We start from the raw sequence: 24,038 nt of genomic DNA, 5'->3' as shown, positions 1-24,038 counted from the left end.
GCTCAGCCCCGCGTCGGCGGCGGCACCGCCGAGCGCCGGCGGATCCGGCAGCCCGGTGCCGTGACGATCAGGCTCCCGGCGTGGCCGGTCAGCGTGCGGCAGGTGTCGGGCGGGGCCGATTCACCGGGCAGCGGGACGAACGCGGCCGGTCCCACGATCGGCAGCCGGGTGTGCAGCCGGCCGGCGCCGTCGGCGGCGTACAGCCGGCCGTTCATCGCGGCGAGGGCCATCGCGCCGCCCGCCGGGCCGAGCACGCGCCAGGGCGCGGGCGCGTCGGGGTCGGCGGGCAGCTCGGTCGCGTACACGTGGTGCAGCGTGTCGGCGGCGTCCACCGCGAAGACGCCGCCGTCGCACAGCGCCAGCGCGAGGGTGCCCTCGGGCAGTCGGGCGACCGGGATCCACGGCGCGGGCCGGGTCACCGGCGGCCGGCGCAGCAGCCGATCGTCTCCGCCGACCGCGTACACCTCCAGCGGCAGCGGACCGGCCGCCTCCCGCGCCGCGGCCAGGGCGCGCACCCCCGGCGCGGCGCCGATCGCCCGCCAGGGCAGGTTCTGCCCGCCGGTGTCCCGGCAGATCAGCGCCCCTTCGGTGTCCACCGCGAACAGCACGTCCTCGCAGGCGGTGAGCGCGCGGATGTCGGCGGCGGGGCCGATCACCTCCCACTGCGGCTGCGCGGCGGTGCCGAGCCGGTCCAGCACGTTGCGGGTGACCCGGTCGACCACCGGATCGGCCAGCGCACTGCCCCAGTTGATGGTGCCCGCGTTGAAGACCGTGCCCGCGCCGAGCCGGAACGTGCCCATCACGGCGTCGCCGCCCTGCCCGTAGCGCGCCCAGTGCCGCAGGTCGGCGGTGGCGAGCACGACGAACGACGGCGGGGTGCCGTCGCGGCCCGTGGCGCGCGGGACACCCGTGCTCCAGTCCAGTTCGGCGGCGTCCGTCTCGTAGCCGAGCGCACCCTGGGCGAACTTGTCGCCGTCCGCAAGGCCGGTGCCGGCGAACACCCAGTGGTCGGTGAACCGCGCGATGTACGCCTCCTCGCGGATCACCTTCATCCCCTCGCCCCACGCACCCGCGCCGCGCCGGAAACTGAGCCCGGTCATCGTGTTCTCCGGCCGGTGTACCGGTGCGCTGGACCACTCCACGGTGACCCGCTCGGGATCGATCGCCGCCATCGGGTCGGCGACCGCGTCCCGATGGCAGACCATGGTGCGGCCGTCGTCCTCCAGGCGCATCTGCCACCACGCGGTGTTCCCGGCGAAGATGGCCAGGTTGCCGCCGCGCCGGACGAAGTCCTCGACGGTGTCGCGCTGTTCCCGCGACCAGTACTCGTCGTGCCCGTTGATCACCAACAGTCGGTAGCGCGCGAGGAGTTCGTTCCCACCGTGCAGGTCCAGGCCGGAGCAGAACTCGACCGGCCGGCCGGTGGCCCGCAACCAGCGCAGCAGGCCCTCCTCCCAGCGCTCCGGCGGCGGTCCGCCGCCGGGTCGGTCGAACGTGACCCGGGCGGCCCGGTCCGGCTGTTCGGCGTAGTACAGCCCCCGGCCGGGCATGCCGGAGCGGTTGTACGCCTGCCAGGTGGCGAACGGCACCGACACCAGGATCGACGCGGCCGTGCCGGGGTGCGCCGCGCGGACCACGAACCAGGCCTCGTGGTCCAGGGGTTCGTCCCCGGCGAGCGGTGTGCCGTCGTCGAACACGGCCCGGTACAGCGAGCTGGGCCAATCCGGCGGGACGGACAACTCCCAGTGTTCGCCGCTCACTCGGGTCCGGGTCAGGACGTGGTCGGTGGTCGCGTCGATGACGGTGACCTCGCCGCGCACCGGGCCGCCGTCGGTCGAGGCCAGGTGGAAGCGCAGCCGGTCGCCCGCCGCGACGGACGTGGCGCCGGCATACGCCAGGACGCTCATGCGACCGGCTCCGCCACCCGCTCCGCGAACCCGGTCAGCGCGCCGATCGGCACCTCCCGCCCGGCGGCGGCGCGCACCAGCAGATCCTCCAGCGCGACCAGGTGTGCCTCCAGCGCGTGTACGGGCAGATAGGCGGTGTCGCCGGTGACGCTGACCGCCAGCGCGTCGCCCTCGGCGACCACGTGCATGCAGTATCGGCAGGCGATGAACTCGTGTCCGCCGGCTGTTTCCACCCGACTGCGGCTGCGCGCCACGTCCAGTTCGGCGGCGGTCGGCTCCGGTCCCGGCTCCGGCGGCCGCTCCACCAGGCGCATGTCGTTGAAGCAGCAGAACGGCCGGATGGGGGTGCCGCGTTCGGCGGTGATCCTGGACATCAGCGCATTCCACCGGTCGGGATCGTAGCCCGCGCTGCGATACGCGCGCAGCGACGCCTGCCACGCGGCGGGCAGCAGGTCGGTGAAGCGCGCGCCGAGGTCCAGGTCGAGCACGAACAGCCCCTCCTGGGACAGCGTGGTGACCAGATCGCGGCTGTCCGCCCGGAACCGGTTGGCGACGATCGGCAACATCACCGCGGTGTCCCGGCCGCCCGCGCGCGCCGCCAACACGGCCGCGCCCGCGAGCAGCACCGCGGACGGGCTGACCCGATGCCGCAGCGCGACCGCGTCGGCGGCCCGGGCCAGCGCGGGGGAGACCAGGCGCACGGTGCGAAAGCGCGGCGCCGCCGGTTCGGCGATCACGTCCGCGAATACCGTCGGGGCGATCCGCCGATAGTGCGTCTCCCAGTGCGCGAGGGCCGATTCGCCCCGGCGCAGTCCGATGGTCGTGGACTGTTCGTGGGCCAGGTCCAGCGGCCCGCCCGCGGCCGGGCCGCCCGCCGACCCGCGCCGGATCAGCAACCGCAGGTCGCGGACCAGGACTTCGACGCCGTGCCCGTCGGTGGCCACGTGACACAGGGCCAGCGCGATGTAGCGGACCCGGCCGCCGTGCACCACCAGGCCGACCCGGATCGGCCAGGCGTCGAAGTAGTCGAAGCGGGTGGCGCCGAGGCGTTCGGCCACCGCCGCGGCGACCGTGTCCGCGTCCTCGATCAGCGCCGCCTCGAATACCTCCACGGGCAGCGTGCCCACCGAGTGGCGGGCCTGTCGGGGCTCGCCGTCGGTGGGCACGAGCCGGGTGCGCAAAGCGTCGTGACGCTCCATCAGCCGGCCGAGCGCGGCGCTCGCCCGGGTCACGTCCACCGGCTCTCCGCGGTCGGCGATCGGCAGTACGCGGGTCATGTTGAAGTAGTGGTCGCTGGGCGCGGTGCGCCGAATGGCCTGCCAGATGGCCCGCTGACCCCACGTCAGCGGCGCCCGGACCGGGTCGTCGGCGGAGACCGCGAAGGGTGCCGGCACCTCGTAGGGGGCCGCGACCGGCGCCTCGGCCGCGACCCGGGCTCTCGCCGACTCGTCCTCAACCATCGCCCACCGCCACGCCGTGTCGGGTCAGGTGTGCCACCAGCGAGTCCAGGTCCTCGACGAAGTCCAGGTCGGCGTCCAGGTCGAAGAACACGTCGAACTCGCCCTCCAGGGCGTCGATCAGGCGCAGGAAGGTCAGTGAACTCACCCCGGACGCGGTCAGCGAGCCGGTCGATTCCAACACCTCGTGCGCGCTCACCTCGCCGCCGCTCACGTCGGCGATCAGCGTGGCCACCCGTTCGCGCAGCGGGTCCGCTCTCATGCCGCGTCCCCGGCCAGTCGCCGGCGCAGGCTCAGCGGCCGGATGTCCGGCCAGACCCGGTCGATGTGCGCCGTGCACTCCTCGCGGGTGCCGACGAAGCCGGTGGGCACCCAGCCGGCGGGCGGTTCGGTGCGCAGCGGCCACAACGAGTGTTGTTCCTCGTCGTTGACGACCACGCGGTAGGTCTCCTGGTCGGTCTCGGGGGCGGTGGTTTCGGGATCGTTGCGCATCACGGCTCCTGGAGGTCGCGAACGGCGTCGGTCACGCCGCCGACGGTGGGGGTGTCGAAGAAGACGTCGAGCGGGACCTCGACGCCGAGGCGTTTGCGGATCCGGGCGGCGATCTGGGTGATGGTGAGCGAGTGGCCGCCGAGGTCGAACAGGTCCTCGTCCACGCCGATGTCGTCCAGGCGCAACACCTCGGCCCAGATCGCCCGTACCGTTTCGGTGAGTTCGTCGGCCGGGCGCAACGGGTCGGTGGGGTCGCCCGGTTCGGGCCGGGTGGGCGCCGGTTCGGGCAGGCGGGCCCGGTCCAGCTTGCCGTTGGGGGTCAGCGGGAAGGCGTCCAGGGCCACGAAGCCGGTGGGCACCATGGCGCTCGGCAGGGTGTGGGCGAGGAAGGCGCGCAGTTCGTCGGGTGCGATGGCGGGTTGCCCGGGCTCGGGGACCAGGTAGCCGACCAGGCGGGCGTTCTCGCCGTCCGGGTCGAGCAGCCGGATCGCCGCCTGGGCGATGCCGGGGTGCGCGGCGAGCCGGCTCTCGATCTCGCCGAGTTCGATCCGGTGTCCGCGCAGCTTGACCTGGGCGTCGGTGCGCCCGACGTAGTCCAGCCCGCCGCCGGGCGCGTGCCGGACCAGATCGCCGGTGCGGTACAGGCGGGCGCCGGGCGGCCCGAACGGGTCGGCCACGAACCGCTCGGCGGTCAGCCCCGGGCGGCCGAGGTAGCCGTGCGCGACGCCGTCCCCGCCCAGGAACAACTCGCCCACGAGGCCCTCGGGGACCGGATGCAGCCGGCCGTCGAGCACGTACGCGCGGGTGTTGGCCAGGGGCCGGCCGATTCCGGGCGCGGCCTCGGTGTCGACCTCGGCGTAGGTGGACCACACCGTGGTCTCGGTGGGCCCGTACACGTTGATCAACCGGCCCACCGCGCCGCGCAGTTCGGCGGCCAGCGCAGCGGGCAGCGCCTCGCCGCCGGTGATCGCGGTCAGCCCCGGACGGTGCAGGCCGGCCGCGAGCAGCACCCGCCAGCCGCTGGGGGTGGCCTGCACGTGTGAGACGGCGTGCCGCTCCAGCAGGGCCAGTTGCGCCGGTCCGTCCCGGTGCCGGTCGTCGGGCACGAGCACCACCCGGGCGCCGGTGGTCAGCGGCAGCAGCAGTTCGACCGTGGAGATGTCGAAGGACAGCGAGGTCAACCCGAGCCAGCGGTCGCCGGGACCGGCGCCGAGCCGATCGCGCATGCTCGCGAGCAGATTGGCCAGCGCGTGGTGCGGGACCTGGACACCCTTGGGCCGACCGGTCGAGCCGGACGTGTAGATCACATAGGCCGGATCGCTCGGCGCGGGCCGGGTGGGCGGCCGGACCCGGCCCGGCTCGGCCGCGAACAGGTCGGGCCCGTTCAGGTCGGGGGCGGCCAGGACGAGCGGTTCGACGGGGGCGACGAGGCGGAGCCGGACCGACTCCGCGGGTACGTCCGGCACTCGGTCGGACGTGATGGGTGCGGCGGAGTCGCCCGGACCGTCACCCGCTCCCGCACCCGCGTCCCGGACGATTGCCGCGATGCGCGCGTCCGACCGGATGAAGGCCAGCCGTTCGGCCGGATATCCCGGGTCGAGCGGCAGGTACGCGGCGCCGGCCGCGAGCACGCCGAGGACGGCGGCCACCTGTTCGCCGGTGCGCGGCAGTTCGATCGCCACCAGGTCGCCCGAGCCGATCCCCGCCCGGTGCAGGCGCTCGGCGAACACGTAGGCGGCCGAGGCCACCTGGCGGTAGGTCAGGAACCGGCCCGCGCACACGACGGCGACCGCGTCGGGGGCGGCCGCCGCGCGCGCGGCGAACGACTCGACGACGGTGTCCCCGGCCGGATACGGCGTGTCGGTGGCGTTGTCGGTGTGCAGGACCCGGACCAACTCCCGCTCGGACAACAGCGGCAGGTCGCCGAGCGGCAGTTCGGGGTCGGCCAGCGCGGTGTTCAGCAGGGTGGCGAAGTGGCCCGGGATACGCGCGGCCGCGTCCGGCACGAAGCCGTCCGTCGGGACGTGCAGCGCGCCGTCGATCCGGTCCCGGCCCTCGACCAGTTGCAGATGCGCGGTGTTGCGCGCGGTCGGCGGCAGCACGATCCACTCGACCCGGGTCTCCACCCCGGGGAAGATCGGCTCGACCACGCGGGTGCGCCGCCGATAGCTCACGGTCAGCTCGGTCAGCGCGGTCCTGGGCCCGAGACCGCGCACGGTGTGGCTGTACGGCACGTCGCGGAAGGCGTAGATCGCCCGCAGTTCGGCGCGCAGTTCGCGGGCGAACGTGCCGAAGCCCTGTCCGGCGCGCGGCCGCGAGGAGACCGGCAGCTCGTTGACGTGCAGCCCGACGCGGCGTGCCTCGGCCGGGGTGCGGGTGGTGAGTTCGAGCGCGGTGCGCACTCGCGCGTTGCCGTAGCGGAACAGCAGCGCGTGCCAGGCGGCCAGGAGCAGTTCGAAGTGGGTGACGCCCAGTCGTACGGCGGTCTCGTGCAGTGCGTCGACCGTCTCGGGGCCCAGGGTGAACGGGATCGTGGTGCCCGGCGCCGGTTCGCTGCCGGCCCGCGTGGTGGGCAGCAGCCCCGGCAGGATCGCCCGGCCGGGCTCCTCGCGGTGCCGGGCCCAGACGCCGGTGCTGTCGGGGTGATCGGCCGGCGCCGGCCCGGCCCGGAACTCGTCGACCGCGCCGCGCCCGTCCGAGGCCGCGGCTGCCGGGCCGACCGGGGTCCCGCCCTCGCGCGCCGCGCGGTAGGCGCGGGCCAGGGCGGCCACCACGATCTCCTTCGACGTGCCGTCGAAGATCACGTGGTGCGCGGTCACCAGGAGCGTGTGCCGGTCCGGCGCGAGGGAGAACAGGGTGAAGCGGGCGAGCGGACCGGCGTACAGGTCGAAGGGGCGGCCCAGTTCGGCCCGGATCAGCGTGTCCGGATCCGCCTCGTCGGCCGGCACCCGGCGCATCGGCGCGGGGGTCGTGGGCACCAGGCCCGGCGTGCCGTCGGCCTCCCCGACCGCCGCGGCCAGTATCGGGTGCCGTTCGATCGTGGCGGCGCACGCGCGGGCCAGCGCGTCCGGATCGAGCGGGCCGTCGAAACGCAGCAGCACCGAGAGGTGGTAGGCGGATTCGGCGGGCAACGTGCGCTCGGTCACCCAGACGCCCAACTGGGCGGCGGACAACGGCACGAAGGGCAGCGTGTCGAGCGCCGGACCGGGGTCGGCGCCGGTGTCGACGCCCCCGGCCCCCGGGACCCGGGAATCGTTCGGCGGAATACGATCGTTCCAGGGGATCTGATCGTTCGTCACAGTCATGGTCGGACCTCGTCGTCCAGGAGCCGGCGCAGCTCGCGCTTGAGGATCTTGCCGCCCTCGTTGCGCGGCAGGGATTCCCGGAACACCACGTGCCCGGGGAGTTCGTGGGCGGCGAGCCGTTCCATCAGGAACACCCGCAGCTCGGTCGCGGTCAGCTCGCCCCGGGGCACCACGACGGCCGCGACGGTCATCCCGAGCACGGGGTGCGGTACACCGAACGCGGCCGCGTCCAGGACGCCCGGGTGCTCGTGCAGGGCGTCCTCGACCTGCAACGTGGAGACCTTGTACGCACCGGACTTGATCACGTCCCGCTCGCGGTCGACCAGGTACAGGAAACCCTCCGCGTCCAGATAGCCGAGGTCGCCCATGCGCACCCAACGCCCGGAGAACACCCGGGAGTCGCCCTCCTCGCCGTAGTAGGAGCGGGGCGTGGTCGGAGTGCGCAGCCAGACCTCCCCGGTCTCCCCCACCGGCAACACCCGCCCGCGCTCGTCGGTCACCCGCAGGTCGCGCAGCGACGCGGGTCGGCCGGGCGAGCCCGGGTGTTCGGGGTCGAACAACATCGTGGTCTGCGCGGGCGCGGCCTCGGTGGAGGTGTAGTAGTTGACGATCTGCGCTTGGGGGAACAGCCGGGCCAGGCCCACCGCGACCCGGCGCGGCAGGGCGGCGGCGGTGGAGCCGAGCAGACGCACGCTGGACAGGTCGTGGCGGTGCGCCTGGTCCGCGCCGAGCAGTTCGATGGCCATCGCCGGTACCACGAACACGCTGCCCACCGCGTGTCGCTCGATCAGGCGGGCGAAGTGTCCCGGGGTGAAGCGCGGGGCGGCGATCGCGGTCGCCTTCGCGTCGAGCGCGTTGATCAGCATGGTCTGCCCGGCGTTGGTGCCCACCGGATACGCGTGCAGGAAGTGCGCCGAGTGGCCGAGCGGGCGACGCCGTGCGTCCAGCGTGCACCCGTAGGCCAGGTTGGCGTGGGTCGCGGCAACGCCCTTGGGTGTGCCGGTGGTTCCGGAGGTGTACAGGATCTGCGCGAGGTCGCCGGGGGACGGGGTGGGCAGGTCGCCGACGGGGTAGGTCTCGATGTCCTCGACCGGGGCGGTCCACGCGCCGGTGCCCGCGTCCGGCGGGACCAGTTCGGCGCGGTGCAGCACGGCCGCCGCGCCGCTGTGCGCGAGCAGGTGCCGTACCTCGGCGGGGGCGAGCCGGTCCGACATCGGCACCGCGACCGCCCCGGCGCGCTGTGCGCCCAGATAGGCGGTCGCGTAGTCGATCCAGTCGCCGTTGCCGTACAGCAGCGCGACCCGATCGCCCGCGCCGATGCCGCGCTCGGCCAGCCCGGCGGCGACCGCGTCCGCGCGGTAGTGCCAGGAGCCGAACGTCAACTTCTCGCGTCCGCTGAGGATCGCGGGCTGCTCCGGCTCGATCTCGGCGCGATGCGCGAGCAGTGCGGGCAGGCTCTCCGGTGCGCGGCGGCCGGCGGCCGGCGGTCGCGGTCGGATTCCGATGCTCATCTCGACACCTCCGCGAGGGCGGGCGCCGACTCGGCTGCCCGGGCCCGGATCCGACGTTCGCGTTCCTGGATGCCGACCTCGTCGTCGGCGGGTGCGTCCGGGACGTCCCGGTCGAAGTGGGCAAGTACCGGCAGTCGCAGGCCGATCAGCACGAGGGCGAGCATCGCGGCGCCGAACACCAGGTAGAGCAGGCCGATGCCGCGCCCCTCGCCGTGTCCGATCAGCCGACCCATCGAGCCCGCGAGCGGCCCGTCGTCGGTCATCAGCGGCTCGAACAGCTTCGCGCCGAGCGGCGCGATGACGCCGTGTCCGATCGGCAGCGTGGACCAGGCGACCAGGGTGTTCAGCGCGAACACCCGGCCGTGGAACCGCTGGGGCACCTTGACCTGCACGATGGTCGTGTAGACGCCGTTGACCAGGGACAGTGCGCAGGACATCCCGAAGGCGCCGATCCCGACCACCCACAGGCTCGCGTGCAATCCGGTGAACGCGGACGCCCCGGCCAGGACGGCGGCCAACCAAAGCATGCCGCGCAGCCGTTGCCGGCGCGGGCCGCCCCAGAAGCCCATGGCGATGCCGCCCACGATCACCCCGGCGCCGGCCGCCATCGACACCCGGGCGGCGCCGCCGAGTGAGTCGAAGGACAACACCAGCGGCGTGGTGAGCAGGAACAGCGGGGACAGGAACAGGTTCAGCACGGCGAACCAGAGCAGCATGGCCCGGAAGCCGCGATGGCGCCACGAGTAGGTGAAGCCGTGCTTGATCTCGGCGGTGAGCGATTCGCGCCGCCGCCAAGGGAGGGTGCGCGGGAACTTCACGAAGGCGATGATGGTGATCGCGATCGTGTAGCTGATCACGTCCAGGATCAGGATGCCGCGCAGGCCGATGCCGGCCATCAGCCCCACAGCGATCAGTGGAACCACGAACTGGGCGACGCCGCCAGCCAGTTGCACGATGCCGTTGGCGTGTCCGAGGTATTGCTTGGGGACCAGTTGCGGCACCGCCGACGCGTAGGCCAGGCGTTGGAAGGTGAGCGCCATGGACAGCGCGCCCAGCAGGACGTAGATGTGCCACGGATGCAGCGAACCCGAGACCAGGAGCAGCAACAGCACACCCTGGGTGCCGCCGGCCGCCAGGTCGCCGAGGAGCATCACCCTGCGCCGGTCCATCCGGTCCACGATCGCCCCGGCGAGGGGGCCGATCAGGATGCCCGGCAACATGCCGATCACCGCGTAGAGCGCGAAGCGGCCCATCGAGCCGGTCTCGAGGTAGATCCAGATCGGCAACGCGAACTCGGTGAGCGCGGAGCCGGTGATCGAGACCAGTTGGCTGAACGCCACCGATAGGAACCGGCCCATGCCGGGCTGGGGTTCGCGGCCGGGCGAGGCACCGGCACCGGCGCGGTCCGGGCCGGGGTCGTCCGGTGGTCCGGCGGTGCCGTGGAACCACCACGGCCCGTCCGCCTCGCGGGTGGGCAGCGCATCGGTGCGGCCCGCGTCCACCGCCGGATGTACGCGCGTGATCACCTCGGCGAGGTCGTCCGCGCGGTGCTTGAGGAAGAAGTGGCCCGCCTCGTCCAGCATCACCAGCGCCACCCGGTCGGCGATGGTGCGCCATTCGCGAAAACGCTCCTCGTGGAAGTCGGCGGCCGGGTCCCGGTCGCCCATCACCGAGACGATCGGCGCGCGCAGCCGGGGGCGGTTGTCGGACAGCGCCTCGGTGAAGTACTCCTCGGCGGCCACCGAGTCGCGGCGCATGTTGCCGATGATGAACCTCATCTGGTCACCGTCCAGGTCCGCCATGTCGGCGCCCATCGAGGTCAGCCAGTTGGCGTACACCCGGTCGCCGAGCAGCGGTTCGAGCGCGGCCACCTTGCTCAGCGCGGACAACACCCGCCCGCGAGGGCGGGCGAAGGGGAATTGGGCGCCGATGTACACCGCGTCCAACTCTCGTCCGGCGGCCTCCAGTTGCCGGGCCACCGCGACGATCAGCGCGCTGCCGACGCCGCAGTGGCCGTAGAGCGCGATCGGCCCCTCGACCCGTTCCTGCACCTCGGCGACGATTCGCCGGGCGAGTTCGTCGAAGGGCAGCCGCTCCTGGGTGACGCCCACGTCGTGTCCGGGGATGGCCACCGACCACAGGTCGTGGGTGTCCGGCAGCGCGTCGGCCAGCGGCTGGTACACCACCGCGCTGCCGCCGCCGTAGGGCACGCAGACCAGGGACAGGGTGCGCCGTGCCGCCGGGACGGGCTTGCTCAGCCGGTACAGCAGCCGCGCCGGGCCGCGTTCGGCCGCGGACAGGGTGGACAGGGCGGCGATCTCGCGGATCGTCTTGTGCGTGAAGACGTCCATCACGCTGACCGCCCGGCCGCCGATCTCCGGGAGCTGTTTGCGGGCTCGCGCGACCACCTGGGTGGCGAGGAGGGAGTGTCCGCCCAGGTCGAAGAAGTCGTCGTCGACGCCGACTTCGGGCAGGGTGAGTACGTCGCACCAGATCCGGGCGAACAGCAGCTCCGCCGGGGTGGTCGGCGGCGCGGCGGCGGCTCCCTTGGAGCGGCGCGCGGCGGGCGCGGGCAGCGCCTTGCGGTCGAGCTTGCCGCTGGGGGTCAGGGGAAGCGCCGGTAGCGCGACGAACGCGGCGGGGACCATGTAGTCGGGCAGGGTGCGTTTGAGCGCGGCCCGGATGTCGTCGGCGTCGAAGTCGTCGGCGTCGAGGTCCGGGTCGGGGTTGGTGGCCTCCACGGCGGGACCCGAGCCCGGCATCTCGGCCCTGCCGGCGGAACCCACGGCCGGTCGCGTGACCGCGGGCACCACATATGCCGTGATGCGCTTGTCGCCGGGGGCGTCCTCACGGACCACCACGGCGGCCTCGTCCACCTCCGGGCGGGCCCGCAACGCCGCCTCGATCTCGCCGAGTTCGATCCGCAGGCCGCGCAGTTTGACCTGGCCGTCGATCCGGCCGAGGAAGTCGAGGGTCCCGTCGGGTCGCCACCGGGCGAGGTCGCCGGTGCGGTAGAGCCGGGCACCCGGCGCGCCGAACGGGTCCGGGACGAAGCGTTCCCCGGTCAGTCCGGGCCGTCGGTGGTAGCCCAGCGCGACCTGGACCCCGCCCAGATACAGCTCGCCGGGCGTGCCGAGCGGTGCGGGTCGCATCGCGTCGTCGAGCACGTACACCCGGGTGTTGTGGATCGGCGCGCCGATCGACACCGTGGCGAGCGGTCCCGCGCACTCCCACGCGGTCACGTCCACGGCGGCCTCGGTCGGCCCGTACAGGTTCGCCAGCGCACAATCCGGCAGCCGCTCGCGGAACGCGCGGGCGCTGTCCGGGGCCAACTCCTCGCCGCTGCACACCACTCGGCGCAGCGTCGCGCAGCGCTCGACGTCCTCCTCGGCCAGGAACACGGTCAGCATCGCGGGCACGAAGTGCGCCACCGTCACGCCCTGTTCGGCGATGACGTCGCGCAGGTAGCCGGCGTCCTTGTGCCCGCCGGGGCGGGCGAGGACCAGCCGGGCACCCGCGGTCAGCGGCCAGAAGAACTCCCAGACCGATACGTCGAAGCTCGCCGGGGTCTTCTGCAACACCGCGTCGTCGGGGCCCAGCCGGTAGGTGTCCTGCATCCAGGCGATCCGGTTGACGATCCCGCGGTGGGTGTTGGGCACGCCCTTGGGGCGGCCGGTCGAGCCGGAGGTGTAGATCATGTAAGCGACGTCGTCGGGCGTCGGCGCGGCGAGGTCGGCGGGACCGGCGCCGGGCTTCGGGTCGGGCCAGTCGGCCAGGTCGTCCAGGGCGATCACCGCGGCCGCGCAGTCGGCGGGCATCGGCAGCCGCCGGTGCGTGAGCAGGACTCGCGCGCCCGAGTCGGCAAGCATGAACGCGAGCCGCTCGGAAGGGTATTCGGGATCCAGCGGGGTGTACCCGGCGCCGGCGCGCAGCACGCCGAGCAGCGCGGCGACCAGTTCGGGGGAGCGTTCGGCGCCGACCGCCACCAGGTCGCCGGGGCGGACCCCCTCGGCCCGGAGGCGGTGGGCGACCCGATCCGCGGCGGCGTCGAGTTCGCGATAGGTCAGGGTGTGTTCGTCCAGGACCACGGCGGTAGCGTCGGGGGTGCGGGCGATGCGGTCGGCGATCAGGTCGACCAGCGTGGCCTGTTCCGGGACCGGCGCGGCGGTGTCGTTCCATCGGGTCAGGACCAGGTCGCGCTCGTCGGGGTCGAGACCGTCGAGGGTGGACACCGGGACGTCGGGCCGGTCGGCGAGTACCGCGAGCAGCCGACCCAGATGCCGGCCCAGGCGGGCGATGGTCGTCTCGTCGAACAGATCGGTGTTGTAGTTGAAGGCGCCGTACAGGCCGTTCGGCCACTCCATCAGGAACAGTTCCAGGTCGAACCGGGTGCCCCCGGCCTGGAGGCCGAAGGCCTCGACGGTCAACCCGGTCCGGTCGTCGCCGGCGTTCGCCGTGGTGTAGTTCTGCACCGCGAGCACCGCCTGGAACACGGGCGACCGGGTGACGTCGCGCGCCACGTTGAGCTCGGTGACCAGCTGGGCGAACGGCAACTCCTGGTGCGCGTACGCCTCCAGGCAGGTTTCCCGGGTGCGGTCGAGCAGTTCGGCGAAGGTCGGATCGCCCCCGGTGCGGGCGCGCAGCGCCACCACGTTGACGAACATCCCGACCAGGTTCTCCACCTCGGGATGCGGCCGACCGGCGACCGGCGAGCCGACCGCGAACTCGCGCTGCCCGCTGTGCCGGGCGAGCATGAGTTGAAAGGCGGCCAACAGCACCATGTACAGCGTGGCGCCGCGCTCGCGGGCCAGGGCGGTGAGCCGGTCCAGGAGTTCGCGGTCGATCTCGAAGGCGTGTCCGGCGCCGGCGAAGGTCTGCCGGGCCGGGCGTGGTCCGCGCGTGGGCAGTTCGAGCGGTTCGACGCCGGCCAGCTCGGTTCGCCAGTACGCGGTCTCGCGCACAAGCGTCTCGCCGGTCAGCCGCTCGCGCTGCCACAGAGCGAAGTCGCCGTAGGAGACCGTCAACTCGGGGAGCCGCGCCGCGCTGCCGGTGGCATGCGCCGCGTAGCCGGCCAGTATCTCGCGCACCATGATCTCGCTGGACCACCCGTCGCTGACGCTGTGGTGCACGGTCAGCAGCAACACGTGGTCGGTGTCGGTCAGGCGGATCAGCAGCGCCCGCAGCAGGGGCCCCTCGGCCAGGTCGAACGACGCCGCGGCACCCGCGTTGACCAGCCGCTCGGCCTCGGCCGTGTCGGCCGCCTCGGCGCGGGTGAGTACCGACGGGAGGGTCGCGGCGATGTCCGGGAACGGCTGCCCGTCCTCGTCCACGAGGTAGCGCGAGCGCAGGGTTTCGTGGCGGTCGACCAGATCGGCCAGGGCCCGTTCCAGGGCGTCGACGTCGAGCGCACCGCGCAGCCGGCGGGCGACCGGGATGGTGTAGGCGGCCGTGCCGGGTGCGAACTGCTCCATGAACCAGACGCGTTCCTGGGCGTAGGACAGCGGCGGCACGGTGCCCTCGGGCCGGCGGGGGATGACCGGGCCGGTCGGCACGCGGCGGCGCAGCCGGCGTTCCAGGAGTTCGCGTTTGGTCGCGGACAGCGGTGTGTCGCGCGCGGGGGACTCGGTGCTCATGGCTGCGAACGGTTCCTCTCGGCGGAGAGCAGCTGCTCGGCGGTGTCGTCGTCGAGCGCGGCGAGGTCGGCGACCAAAAGCTCCTCGATCGCGGTGGCGAATCCGGCGAGGGTGCGGTGGGTGAACAGGGTGCGCAGCGGTACGACGAGGTCGGTGGCGGCGGCGATCCGGGCGACCACGCGGGTGGCCAGGAGCGAGTGGCCGCCGAGTTCGAAGAAGTCGTCGAGCGCGCCGGCCTTGTCCAGGCCGAGCACGTCGATCCAGATGTCGGCGACCAGTTCCTCGGCGTCGGTGCGCGGGGCGAGGTAGCCGTGGGCCTGTTCGGCGCGCCGGTCGGGGGCGGGCAGGGCGCGGTGGTCGAGCTTGCCGTTCGGGGTCAGGGGGAGCCGGTCCAGTCGGACCAGTGCCCCGGGCAGCAGGTGCGCGGGCAGTCGGCCGGCGAGGTCGGCGCGCAGTTCGGGCACGGACAGGTCGGCGGTGGGAACCACGTAGCCCACCAGTGCCTCGTCCCGGGCGATTACGGCCGCCTGGAGTACTCCGGGGTGGGCCAGGAGGGCGGCCTCCACCTCGCCCGGCTCGATCCGGTAGCCGCGCACCTTGACCTGGGCGTCGAGCCGGCCGAGAAATTCCAACCGCCCGTCGGCGCGCAGCCGCACCCGGTCCCCGGTGTGGTAGCGCCGGGCGCCGGGCGGGCCGTCGGGGTCGGGCCGGAAGGCGGCGGCGGTGGCGCCGGGGCGGCCGAGGTAGCCGTGTGCGACGCCGGCGCCGCCGATCAGCAGTTCGCCGGGTACGCCGGGCGGGACGGGGTTGCCGTACGCGTCGGCGACGACGGTGTGCGTGGCGTCGATCGGGGTGCCGATCGGCGGGCGTGTGCGGGTGTCGGCGGCGCCGAGGTCGGCCGTGGTGGCGATGACGGTGGTCTCGGTCGGCCCGTAGGAGTTGACCAGGCGGACCCGGTCGCCGAAGCGGGCGCGCCAGGCGGCGACCGCGCCGGGGCGGACCTGGTCGGCGCCGAGGATGAGCAGGCGCAGCGCGGGCGGCCAGGCGATGGTGTCGGGGCCGGTTGCGACGAGTTCGTGCCAGTAGGGGGTGGGCAGGTCCAGCACGGTGACGTCGTCCGCGTCGCCGGCGGCGAGTACGTCGGGCAGGGTGGCGTCGGGCGCGGGCACGACGAGCGTGGCGCCGGCGGCCAGGGTCGGATACAGCTCCTCGGCGTGGGTGTCGAAACTGAGCGAGGCGGTCTGCAGGACCCGGTCGCTCGGCTCGATCCGGTAGCCGGTTCGCATCCAGCGCACCCGGGCGGCGAGCGCGCCGTGCGGGACCAGGACTCCCTTGGGGGTGCCCGTGGAGCCGGAGGTGTAGATCAGGTACGCGGGGGACTGGGCGGTGGGTTCGACGGGCGTGAAGGGTGAGCCGTGCGGCGCGGCGTCGGCGAGCACCGGTGTGATCGTCGCGGGCAGGCCCTCGGCGTGCGCGACATCGGTGACCACCACCCGGGTCCCGCTGTCCGTGAGCATGAACTCCAGGCGCGCGGGCGGGTAATCGGGGTCCAGGGGCAGATACGCGGCGCCCGCGCGCCAGGCGGCGAGCATGGCCACGACGGCGTTTGCGCCGCGTGGGCACATCACCCCGACGACGGCGCCGGGTTCGACCCCGGCGGTGCGGAGTCGGGCGGCCAGGGCGTCGGCGCGCAGGGCGAGTTCGCGGTAGGTGACGCGGCCGTCGGGGGTGCGCAGGGCGATGCCGTCGCCGGGGACCCGGGCGATGGCCGCCGGGACCGATTCGACGGATTCGGCGAGGGGTTCGGGTCGGATCCGCAGTCGGTCGCGGTCGGCGTCGGTCAGCAGCGGCAGCAGGTGTACCGGGGTGTCCGGGTCGGCGAGGGCGCCGCGCAGCAGGGTTTCCAGGCGGGCGGCCAGGGCGACGGCGGTCGACCCGTCGAACAGCGCGGTGCGGTAGCCGAAGACCGCCTCCAGGTCGTCGCCGTCGCGTCGGATGTCCACGGAGAGGTCGAACTTGCCCGCGCGGTGGCCGCCGTCCACCTCTCGGGCGTCCAGGTCGGCGAAGCGGCGGGCGGGCCCGGTGTCCTCGTCCTGGGTGTGCACCGTGAGCAGGGTCTGGAACAGCGGGGCGGGCGCGGCCGGATCGCGGTCCACCCTTAGTTCGGCGAGCAGTTGCTCGAACGGGATGCGGTCGTGGCCGTACGCGCCGAGCGCGGTCCGTCGGGTGCGGCGCAGCAGTTCGCCGAAGGTCGGCTCCCCCCGCAGGTCGGCGCGCAGTACCAGGGTGTTGGAGAAGTAGCCGATCAGGCCCTCGTGTTCGACATCACCGCGGCCGGCGATCGGCGCGCCCACGGCGAAGTCGCGCTGTCCGCCGTACCGGTGCAGCAGGGCCTGGTAGCCGGCGAGCAGGATCATGAACGGGGTACAGCGCCGGGTCCGGGCGACGTGGTCCAGGGCGGGGCCGATGCCGGTCAGGCGCCGGGTGTGGAAGGCGGTCGCGGAGGACGGCGCGGCGGTGCGCGGGCGATCCAGCGGCAGGTCGAGTGCGGGCAGGTCGGTGAGTTGCCGGCGCCAGTAGTCGACGGCCCGTTCGGTGTCGGGGTCGTGCTCTCGCTGCCTGGCGGCGTGGTCGAGGTAGGACGGCAGTGCGGGAAAGACCGGTTCCACGCCGTCGCGGTGCGCCCGGTAGCGCAGTTCCAGTTCGCGGCGGAGCAGATTCAGCGACCAGCCGTCGGCCAGGATGTGGTGGAGCACCACGCACAACACGTGTTCGCGGTCGTCCAGCCGGATCAGGGTCACCCGCAGCGGCGGTGCGGCGGCGAGGTCGAAGCCGGCGTTGACCCGCTCGGCGAGTATGCGCTCCGCTGCGTCGGCACTCGGCCCGGCCCGGTCCACGATCTCGATCGGGACCGGGCCGGGCGGTGCCACCACGGCGACGGGGCGTCCCTCGTCGTCGGGGAATCGGGTGCGCAGCGCGTCGTGTCGGGCGACGACGCCCGCGAATGCGACACGCAGCGCCTCGATGTCGAGTGGGCCGGAAAGGTGCACCGACCACGGGATGTTCCAGGCGGCGTCGCCGGGTTCGAAGCGGTCGAGGAACCACAGGCGTTCCTGGCCGAAGGACAATCCGCCGACCCGTTCCCCGGCACGCGGTCCGGCGCCCCCGGTCGGCTCGGTCCGCTCCCGCGACCCGGTGCGGGAAAGCGTGTACTCGTCGTCCATGTCGACCCCCTCGCCACCGTCGCCCGAGGGATGTCACGCGCCGACCGAACGGCCGTGCCGTCATCCCGTTTCCGCGATCCGACGCGGCCGTCGGCTCGCGGCACGGCGGCGTGTCGGACGACCTGTCGTCGCCCGATCGATGTCCGCCCCCGTGGCGTGCGTCGGCCACGCTAGGAGTGCCATCGACACAGTGTCAATGGTCTATACCAAACCGACTATTGGTCCAGACCTCGAATCAAGCGGAACGGGGCCGACCGGCCCGGATACCAACCGGGTGTTACCGATTCGAGTGATCGAACAGGCGCCGGCGCAAGGGAATTCGGGTGCGCGGAGTCGAGCCGGGCTCGACTCCGCGCATTCGGGTCGAGCTCCGCGCATTCGGGATCGGCGGTGCGGATCCGGGCCGGCTCGGACCCCCGCGTCCGGGATGGGCGGGGGATCCGGACCCGGCTCAGCCGCGAAGCAGGTCGATCAGCCCCGTCCCGCTTTCGTTCCCGTGTCCGCCGGCGACGCGACGCTCCATCAGCGCCAGGTAGGGGAGCAGCAGTTCGGGACTGACGCCCTGCTCGGCGGCGGTGCGCAAAAGGGTCGGCGCGCCCGCGAGTTGCATCGTGAGCGTGGAGGCCACGCCCGAGACGTAGTCGCCGGCCACCAGTTGGGCCGCCGTGCGGTGCGCCGTGGGCGCCATCGCGGTCAGCCATTCGGCGAGCAGCGGGGCGAAGGCGGTCGGTTCGATCGCCTCCTCGCGCACCAGTGCGAAGGCGTGCGTGATGCCGGCGAACATCCCGGTCATCGCGCTGAGCAGGGCCACGTCGTGCAGCGCGGCGAAACCGGCGTCGGCGCCCGTGTAGCGGCCGGCCGCCGGCACGGCCAGGGTGTCGCCGTGGGCGTCGAAGACGTCCCGGGAGCCGCTGTAGAAGACGTAGCCGCCGGCCCCGGGGACGCCGATCATCGGCGGGATCGCCATCACCCCGCCGGCCAGGAAACGGGCCCCGCGTTCGGCGGCCCGGGCGGCGCCGGCGCGGGCCTCGGCGGGGGTCGTCGTGGTGAGGTCGACCAGATCCCGGCCGGCGAGGTCCACACCGGCCAGGGCTTCCTCGACCGAGGCGTGGTCGAGCAGGCACACCACGACCAGTTCGGCCGCGGCCACCGCCTCGGCGGCGCTCGCGGCGACGGTCGCCCCCGCGGCGGCGAACGGCTCCGCCCGGCTCGGAGTGCGATTCCAGACGGTCAGCGGGTGTCCGGCGGCGAGCCAGGCGCGGGCCAGTGCGCCGCCCATGGCGCCCAGGCCGAGCACGGCGAGTGGGGTTTTCGGGGTGGGCGCGGGCATGGTGGGATCGGTCGTACCGATGTCGGGTTCCATGCCGATCAGGCTGGTCACGGGCGTCCGGGCGGGCAAGTACGCACTTGGAAGTGGGTACTCGCGCGACGCCGGTCGCCGGGACGGCCCGAGCGGTGCCGAAGCGGGGACGGTGCACGGGTTACGAGCGGGCGGAGGACGGACGACATGACGGGCACGGACACGGGAACGGGCGGGAGCAGGGGCAGGCCCGGGGCGTACGTCTGCGGTATCGACGCGGCCATGGGGGTGGTCGGCGGAAAGTGGAAGGTGCTCATCCTGTGGGCGCTGAACGAGCACCCGTGTCGCTTCGGCGAGCTGCGCCGATTGGTGCCCGGGATCACCGAGAAGGTACTGGCCTCGCATCTGCGCGAGTTGGAACAGGACGGCATCGTGCGTCGTGAGCAGTTCGACGAACTGCCCTTGCGGGTCGAGTATTCGCTCACGCCGCTGGGCACGTCGCTGAACGGGGCACTGCGCCCGCTCGGCGCGTGGGGGCGGGCGAACCTCCTGGGTGACGCCTCCGGGCACAGCGCCGATACGGACCGGTTGATCACCCTGTCGGTGGTCGGCGAGCACACCGAACTCACCGACCGGGAGTGGGCGTTGCTCGCGCCGCTCTGGCCCGGATCCGGGCCCGGCGGCGACCGGGGACCGGCGCTGCGTCGGGTCGTCGACGGTGTGCTGTACCGGATGCGGACCGGTGTGCGCTGGTCCGACCTGCCACCCCGGTTCGGGCCGTGGCGGACGGTCGCCGCGTGCCGGCGCCGCTGGGTCGCCGACGGCACGTGGGCGGAGGCCGTGCGGGTGTTGCGGGATCGCCTCCGGACGGCCGGCGGGGACGACGCGGAGGTGCTGCGCGGCCTGATCGGCCGGTTGGGCGAGGTGGCGCGGCAACCGCGACCGCTGGTCGTCGGCCGAGGATGAGGCCGGCCTCCGGTCAGCCCTGGCCCATCGTGTGGTGGGTGAAGACCCGGTCGCGGGCGGTGGCGACGGCCGTGGCCACCGCGCCGAGCAGGACCGCCTCCTCGCCGAGGCCGCTCGCGGCCACCCGCGGACGCAGCGGGGTCAACTCGTGCAGTTCGGTGGTCATCGGGCCGAGCAGCAGGTCCGCGTTGGCGCCGATCCCGCCGCCGAGGACCACCAGCTCCGGATCCAGCACGGCGGCGACCGAGGCCACCACGTGGGCGAGCCGCTGCGCCTCGTGCCGGACCGCGCTCGCGGCCGGCTCCTCCGCCCGCCGGGCGGCGTCGAAGACCGTCTTCGCGGTGAGCGGTCCGGTCATCCCCAGCGCCCGCGCGCCGCGCACGACCGCGTCGGCGGACACCGCGTCCTCCAGCATGCCGCGACGCGGTACCGGGCCGCTCGCACCGTGCCCGACCCGGTCCGACGGGCGCGGGGACAGCGGCAGGAAGCCGATCTCGCCCGCCGCGCCGCCCGCGCCCGGGAACAGCCGCCCGTCGGCGACGATGCCCATGCCCAGGCCGGTGCCGACGGTGACGTACACGAACAGCGGGCAGCCCGCCCCGGCGCCGCCGTGGTACTCGCCGAGCGCGGCCAGATTGGCGTCGTTGACGATCTCCACGGTGGTGCCCAGCGCCGCCTCCATCCGGCCGCGCAGCCCCGGGCGACCCCATCCGGGCAGGTTGACCGCGTACCGGATCCGGTCGGCCGCGCGGTCGTACACGCCCGGGCAGCCGATCACGGTGTGCACCACGGCGGTCGGCTCCAAACCGGCGTCGGCGACCACGGTCCGCGCCAGGTCGGTGGCGGTGGTCAGCATGGTGGCCGAGGTACGGGCCCGGTTGTGCCGGTCCTGCCGGGCCAGCAGCCGGCCGTCCAGGTCGGCGACCGCGACCCGGATCCAGGACCGCCCGACGTCGATCCCCACCACGTAGCCCGCCGTCGGATCGGGCTCGTACAGCAGCGCGGCCCGACCCCGCGCGCCGGTCTCCAGGCCCACCGGGCGCACCAGTCCCGCGCGTTCCAACGCATCGAGGGCGGTGGACACCGTCGGCTTGGAAAGGCCGGTGTCGCGGGCCAGTTGGGCGCGCGAGATGGGTGCGGCGGCGCGGACCCGGTCCAGGAGCACGCGCTCGTTGTGACTGCGCAGCACGCCCCGGTTCCAGTGCGCCACGGCGGGCGCGTCGGGTTCCGGCGGGATACCTCCTGGGGTCATCGGCTCTCCGTCAGCGGCATCGAAGGTGGTCGCGCCACTGTAACCGCCACGGAAGGGCAAAGATGTGGCCTCGATCCCCGGGCGCTCTTGACGACGATTAGTTAAGGAATTTAACTTAACGAACCGACCGCCCCGAGCACTCGGCGGCTGTCCGAATTCCCTTTCTCCGCACCATCGTTCCGGCCCCCGGCGGTCCCCGGGGGTACCCCTCTGTAGGAGGTCCACGATGAGCGCCGGCCCGAGAACGACCACGTCGGACGGCGGATTCGTCCGCCGGATCGGCCTGTTCCAGGCAACCGCGATCAACATGAGCCAGATGTGCGGCATCGGACCGTTCGTCACGATCCCGCTGATGGTCGGCACCTTCGGCGGTCCGCAGGCCATCCTCGGCTTCCTCGCCGGCGCGCTGCTCGCCCTCGCCGACGGCCTGATCTGGGCCGAACTCGGCGCCGCCATGCCGGGCGCGGGCGGTACGTACATCTATCTGCGCGAGGCGTTCCAGTACCGCACGGGCCGGCTGATGCCGTTCCTGTTCGTCTGGACGGCCATCCTGTTCATCCCGCTGATCATGTCCACCGGCGTGCTGGGCATGGTGCAGTACCTGCAATACCTGTGGCCCTCGATGTCGCAGACCGAGGGCGACGTCGTCGGCGTCGGCGTGGTGGTGCTCGTGGTGCTGCTGCTGTGGCGCCGGATCGAGTCGATCGGGCTGCTCAGCACCGTCATGTGGGTGGTCATGCTGATCAGCGTGGGTGCGGTGATCATCGCGTGCTACACCAACTTCGACGCCGACCTGGCCTTCACCTATCCCGACGGCGCGTTCGACGTGGGCACCACCGGGTTCTGGCTGGCCTTCGTCGGCGGCCTCAACATCGGCATCTACGACTACCTCGGCTACAACACCACCGCCTACCTCGGCGCCGAGATCAAGAACCCCGGCCGGGTACTGCCGCGTTCGATCGTCTACTCGATCGTGGGCATCATGGGGATCTACCTGATCATGCAGATCGGCGTCCTGGGCGTGACCGACACCGACGCCATCTCCGGTTCGTCCTCGATCGGTTCGCTGGTCCTGGAGAAGGCGTGGGGCAAGGGCGCGGCGCAGACGGTGACCGTACTGATCCTGATCACCGCCTTCGCGTCGGTGTTCGCCGGCCTGCTCGGCGGCTCCCGGGTACCCTACGACGCGGCCCGCGACCGGGTGTTCTTCAAGCAGTTCGCCCGACTGCACCCGCGCCACCGGTTCCCGACCGTGGGACTGGTCACCATGGGCGTGGTGACGGCGGCCGGATTCCTGATCGGCAACCACACCGACTTCAACACGATCATCGTGCTGCTGACCGCGGTGATGGTGATCGTGCAGGCGGTGTCCCAGGTCGCCGCGCTGATCGTGCTGCGCCGCCGGCAGCCCGGGCTGCGCCGGCCCTACCGGATGTGGCTCTACCCGGTGCCGGCCGTGGTCTCGTTGGTCGGGTGGATAGCGATCTTCTGCTACGCGGACAAGAATTCGCCCGACCGGCATCCGATCGAGTGGTCGCTTGCGTGGGTGGCGCTGGGGTGCCTGGCGTTCCTGATCTGGGCGAAGGTGGAGCGGACCTGGCCGTTCGGGCCGAGGGAGATCGACGAGGTGTACTTGAACCGGAACGAGGCGGATGTGGACGGCAAGAACGAGGGCGAGCCGGCACCGGCCGCGGCGGCGAGCGAGGTCGGGCCGGGTGGAGCCGGTGCGACCGGCGGCGGCGTCGCGGAGCCCGCATGAGGGCGATCGGCGGGAATCGTAATCCCGCTGCCGCCGAGGGATTCGGCGCTCCGGACGCGCCAGGTGTGGCCGAGGCATCCGGCGCTCCCGGCGCACCCGGTGCGGCCGAGGCATGGGGCGCGGGGGCGGGGGAGTCCTTCGTGTGCGGGATCGACTTCGGTGGCACCAAGATCGCGGTGGCGACCGCGCGGCCGGACGGCACGGTGCTGGCCGGCGAGCGGCTGGAAACCGACGCACGTGAAGGCGCCGAACAGGCGGTGCGGCGGGCGATCCACGCGGCGCGCGACCTGGTCGCACGGACGGCGGCCGACACCGGTGGGCACTGCGCGGCGGTGGGCGCGGTCAGTCCCGGAATCGTGCTGCCCGACCGGGTGTTGCTCGCGCCCAACGTGCCCGGCTGGCAGGATCTGGCGCTCGCGACCACCCTGGCCGAGGGGTTCGACTTGGACCCCGAGCGGGTCGCGGTCGGCAACGACGGCAAGGCGGCGGCCCTGGCCGAGTCCCGCTGGGGTGCGCTGAGAGGGGCGGATCCGGCGATCCTGCTCACTCTCGGTACCGGGATCGCCGCGGCGATCGTGCTCGGTGGGCGGGTCCTGGCCGGGGCGAACGGCGCGGCGGGCGAGATCGGTTACCTGCTTCGGGACCGTGCGGACATCGGATTCGGCGCCGGGCGCGCCCCGTTGGAGGAGTACGCCGCCGGCAGCGGCCTGGGCCGGCGCGGCGGCGAACTGCTCGGCCGTGAACTGGACGCCGCCGCCCTGTTCACCGACCCGGATCCGCGAGTGCGGGCCCTGGTCGACGAGGCGCTGGACGAACTCGCCCTCCACGTCGCGAATCTGGCGATCACGATCGACGCGGAACGTATCGCGATCACCGGCGGCCTGATGCGATCCGCTCCGCGTGTTCTGGCCGCGCTGCGCGCCCGGATCCGCACCGCCGTGCCCTTCCCGCCGGTGGTCGTCCCGGCCCGCTTCCTCCAGGACGCCTCCCTGCGGGGCGCCCTTTCGCTCGCCGCCGAATCGCCCCGCGTGCGGACGGCCGCCGCCGGAGCGACGTCGAATGTCGGGCGACCATGAGGGAGTGCCCCGGCTCGATACGTGTCCGGAATCGGACGGGACGACAGGGGAATTGCGGATCGAATTAGTCCGGCACGCGGGCGCCGGGAACGTACCGAGTGCGCTCGCGATCCGCCCGGTACACGTTCCGAATGCGCCCGGACCGCATTCGGAACG

13 protein-coding genes are annotated in these 24,038 nt (G+C 73.3%); 3 read left to right on the top strand and 10 right to left on the bottom strand.

Annotated features, from left to right (window positions below; genetic code table 11):
- Positions 1–2: 2 nt before the first annotated feature.
- From B4N89_RS31725 to B4N89_RS31685, 9 genes are all read right to left on the bottom strand, one after another.
- Positions 3–1,907: a N,N-dimethylformamidase beta subunit family domain-containing protein gene (locus B4N89_RS31725; protein WP_078979928.1), complete on the bottom strand. Its 1,905-nt coding sequence runs from the start codon at positions 1,905–1,907 to the stop codon at positions 3–5.
- The gene (locus tag B4N89_RS31720; RefSeq protein ID WP_078979927.1) at positions 1,904–3,367 is read right to left on the bottom strand and encodes a condensation domain-containing protein; all 1,464 of its coding nucleotides are present in this window, start codon (positions 3,365–3,367) and stop codon (positions 1,904–1,906) included. The genes B4N89_RS31725 and B4N89_RS31720 overlap by 4 nt, the downstream gene beginning before the upstream one ends.
- A complete protein-coding gene (locus tag B4N89_RS31715) occupies positions 3,360–3,626 on the bottom strand; it encodes an acyl carrier protein (RefSeq protein WP_078979926.1) in 267 nt (88 codons plus the stop codon). The genes B4N89_RS31720 and B4N89_RS31715 overlap by 8 nt, the downstream gene beginning before the upstream one ends.
- Positions 3,623–3,856, bottom strand: coding sequence for an MbtH family protein (locus B4N89_RS31710; protein ID WP_078979925.1), 234 nt, complete (start codon positions 3,854–3,856; stop codon positions 3,623–3,625). The genes B4N89_RS31715 and B4N89_RS31710 overlap by 4 nt, the downstream gene beginning before the upstream one ends.
- On the bottom strand, positions 3,856–7,161 hold the full coding sequence (locus tag B4N89_RS31705; protein WP_078979924.1) for a non-ribosomal peptide synthetase: 3,306 nt from the start codon (positions 7,159–7,161) through the stop codon (positions 3,856–3,858). Before B4N89_RS31705 ends, B4N89_RS31710 begins: the two co-directional genes overlap by 1 nt.
- Positions 7,158–8,672: a class I adenylate-forming enzyme family protein gene (locus B4N89_RS31700; protein WP_078979923.1), complete on the bottom strand. Its 1,515-nt coding sequence runs from the start codon at positions 8,670–8,672 to the stop codon at positions 7,158–7,160. The genes B4N89_RS31705 and B4N89_RS31700 overlap by 4 nt, the downstream gene beginning before the upstream one ends.
- Positions 8,669–14,305 (bottom strand): non-ribosomal peptide synthetase/MFS transporter, encoded by a 5,637-nt coding sequence (locus B4N89_RS31695; protein WP_078979922.1) that lies wholly within the window; start codon positions 14,303–14,305, stop codon positions 8,669–8,671. Before B4N89_RS31695 ends, B4N89_RS31700 begins: the two co-directional genes overlap by 4 nt.
- Positions 14,302–17,529 carry a non-ribosomal peptide synthetase gene (locus B4N89_RS31690; protein WP_078979921.1) on the bottom strand — a complete coding sequence of 1,076 codons (3,228 nt, stop codon included), beginning with the start codon at positions 17,527–17,529 and terminating at the stop codon, positions 14,302–14,304. The genes B4N89_RS31695 and B4N89_RS31690 overlap by 4 nt, the downstream gene beginning before the upstream one ends.
- A gap of 451 nt (positions 17,530–17,980) precedes the next feature.
- Positions 17,981–18,892, bottom strand: a complete 912-nt coding sequence (locus tag B4N89_RS31685; protein ID WP_235619028.1) for an NAD(P)-binding domain-containing protein — start codon at positions 18,890–18,892, stop codon at positions 17,981–17,983.
- A 144-nt stretch (positions 18,893–19,036) separates the two neighbouring features.
- Here B4N89_RS31685 and B4N89_RS53110 point away from each other — a divergent pair, with 144 nt between their 5' ends.
- Positions 19,037–19,795 (top strand): winged helix-turn-helix transcriptional regulator, encoded by a 759-nt coding sequence (locus tag B4N89_RS53110; RefSeq protein WP_078979920.1) that lies wholly within the window; start codon positions 19,037–19,039, stop codon positions 19,793–19,795.
- Positions 19,796–19,808: 13 nt separating this feature from the next.
- Here the strand turns inward: B4N89_RS53110 and B4N89_RS31675 are convergent, their stop codons facing one another.
- Positions 19,809–21,047 (bottom strand): ROK family transcriptional regulator, encoded by a 1,239-nt coding sequence (locus B4N89_RS31675; RefSeq protein WP_078979919.1) that lies wholly within the window; start codon positions 21,045–21,047, stop codon positions 19,809–19,811.
- A gap of 226 nt (positions 21,048–21,273) precedes the next feature.
- Between B4N89_RS31675 and B4N89_RS31670 the strand changes: the two genes are divergently transcribed.
- Positions 21,274–22,806, top strand: coding sequence for an APC family permease (locus B4N89_RS31670; RefSeq protein WP_235619027.1), 1,533 nt, complete (start codon positions 21,274–21,276; stop codon positions 22,804–22,806).
- Positions 22,803–23,882 (top strand): ROK family protein, encoded by a 1,080-nt coding sequence (locus B4N89_RS31665; RefSeq protein ID WP_078979918.1) that lies wholly within the window; start codon positions 22,803–22,805, stop codon positions 23,880–23,882. The genes B4N89_RS31670 and B4N89_RS31665 overlap by 4 nt, the downstream gene beginning before the upstream one ends.
- Positions 23,883–24,038 lie beyond the last annotated feature (156 nt).

The organism is Embleya scabrispora, from assembly GCF_002024165.1.
Classification (GTDB): Bacteria; Actinomycetota; Actinomycetes; order Streptomycetales; family Streptomycetaceae; genus Embleya; species Embleya scabrispora_A.
The sequence above is the reverse complement of the archived record's forward strand: the minus strand, read 5'-3'. Positions and strand labels throughout refer to the sequence as shown.

Coding starts and splice junctions, on each gene's coding strand:
- B4N89_RS31715 (WP_078979926.1), bottom strand. CDS start 3,626: ATGAGAGCGGACCCGCTGCGCGAACGGGTGGCCACGCTGATCGCCGAC.
- B4N89_RS31665 (WP_078979918.1), top strand. CDS start 22,803: ATGAGGGCGATCGGCGGGAATCGTAATCCCGCTGCCGCCGAGGGATTC.
- B4N89_RS31700 (WP_078979923.1), bottom strand. CDS start 8,672: ATGAGCATCGGAATCCGACCGCGACCGCCGGCCGCCGGCCGCCGCGCA.
- B4N89_RS31685 (WP_235619028.1), bottom strand. CDS start 18,892: ATGGAACCCGACATCGGTACGACCGATCCCACCATGCCCGCGCCCACC.
- B4N89_RS31670 (WP_235619027.1), top strand. CDS start 21,274: ATGAGCGCCGGCCCGAGAACGACCACGTCGGACGGCGGATTCGTCCGC.
- B4N89_RS31710 (WP_078979925.1), bottom strand. CDS start 3,856: ATGCGCAACGATCCCGAAACCACCGCCCCCGAGACCGACCAGGAGACC.
- B4N89_RS31720 (WP_078979927.1), bottom strand. CDS start 3,367: ATGGTTGAGGACGAGTCGGCGAGAGCCCGGGTCGCGGCCGAGGCGCCG.
- B4N89_RS31705 (WP_078979924.1), bottom strand. CDS start 7,161: ATGACTGTGACGAACGATCAGATCCCCTGGAACGATCGTATTCCGCCG.
- B4N89_RS53110 (WP_078979920.1), top strand. CDS start 19,037: ATGACGGGCACGGACACGGGAACGGGCGGGAGCAGGGGCAGGCCCGGG.
- B4N89_RS31695 (WP_078979922.1), bottom strand. CDS start 14,305: ATGAGCACCGAGTCCCCCGCGCGCGACACACCGCTGTCCGCGACCAAA.
- B4N89_RS31690 (WP_078979921.1), bottom strand. CDS start 17,529: ATGGACGACGAGTACACGCTTTCCCGCACCGGGTCGCGGGAGCGGACC.
- B4N89_RS31725 (WP_078979928.1), bottom strand. CDS start 1,907: ATGAGCGTCCTGGCGTATGCCGGCGCCACGTCCGTCGCGGCGGGCGAC.
- B4N89_RS31675 (WP_078979919.1), bottom strand. CDS start 21,047: ATGACCCCAGGAGGTATCCCGCCGGAACCCGACGCGCCCGCCGTGGCG.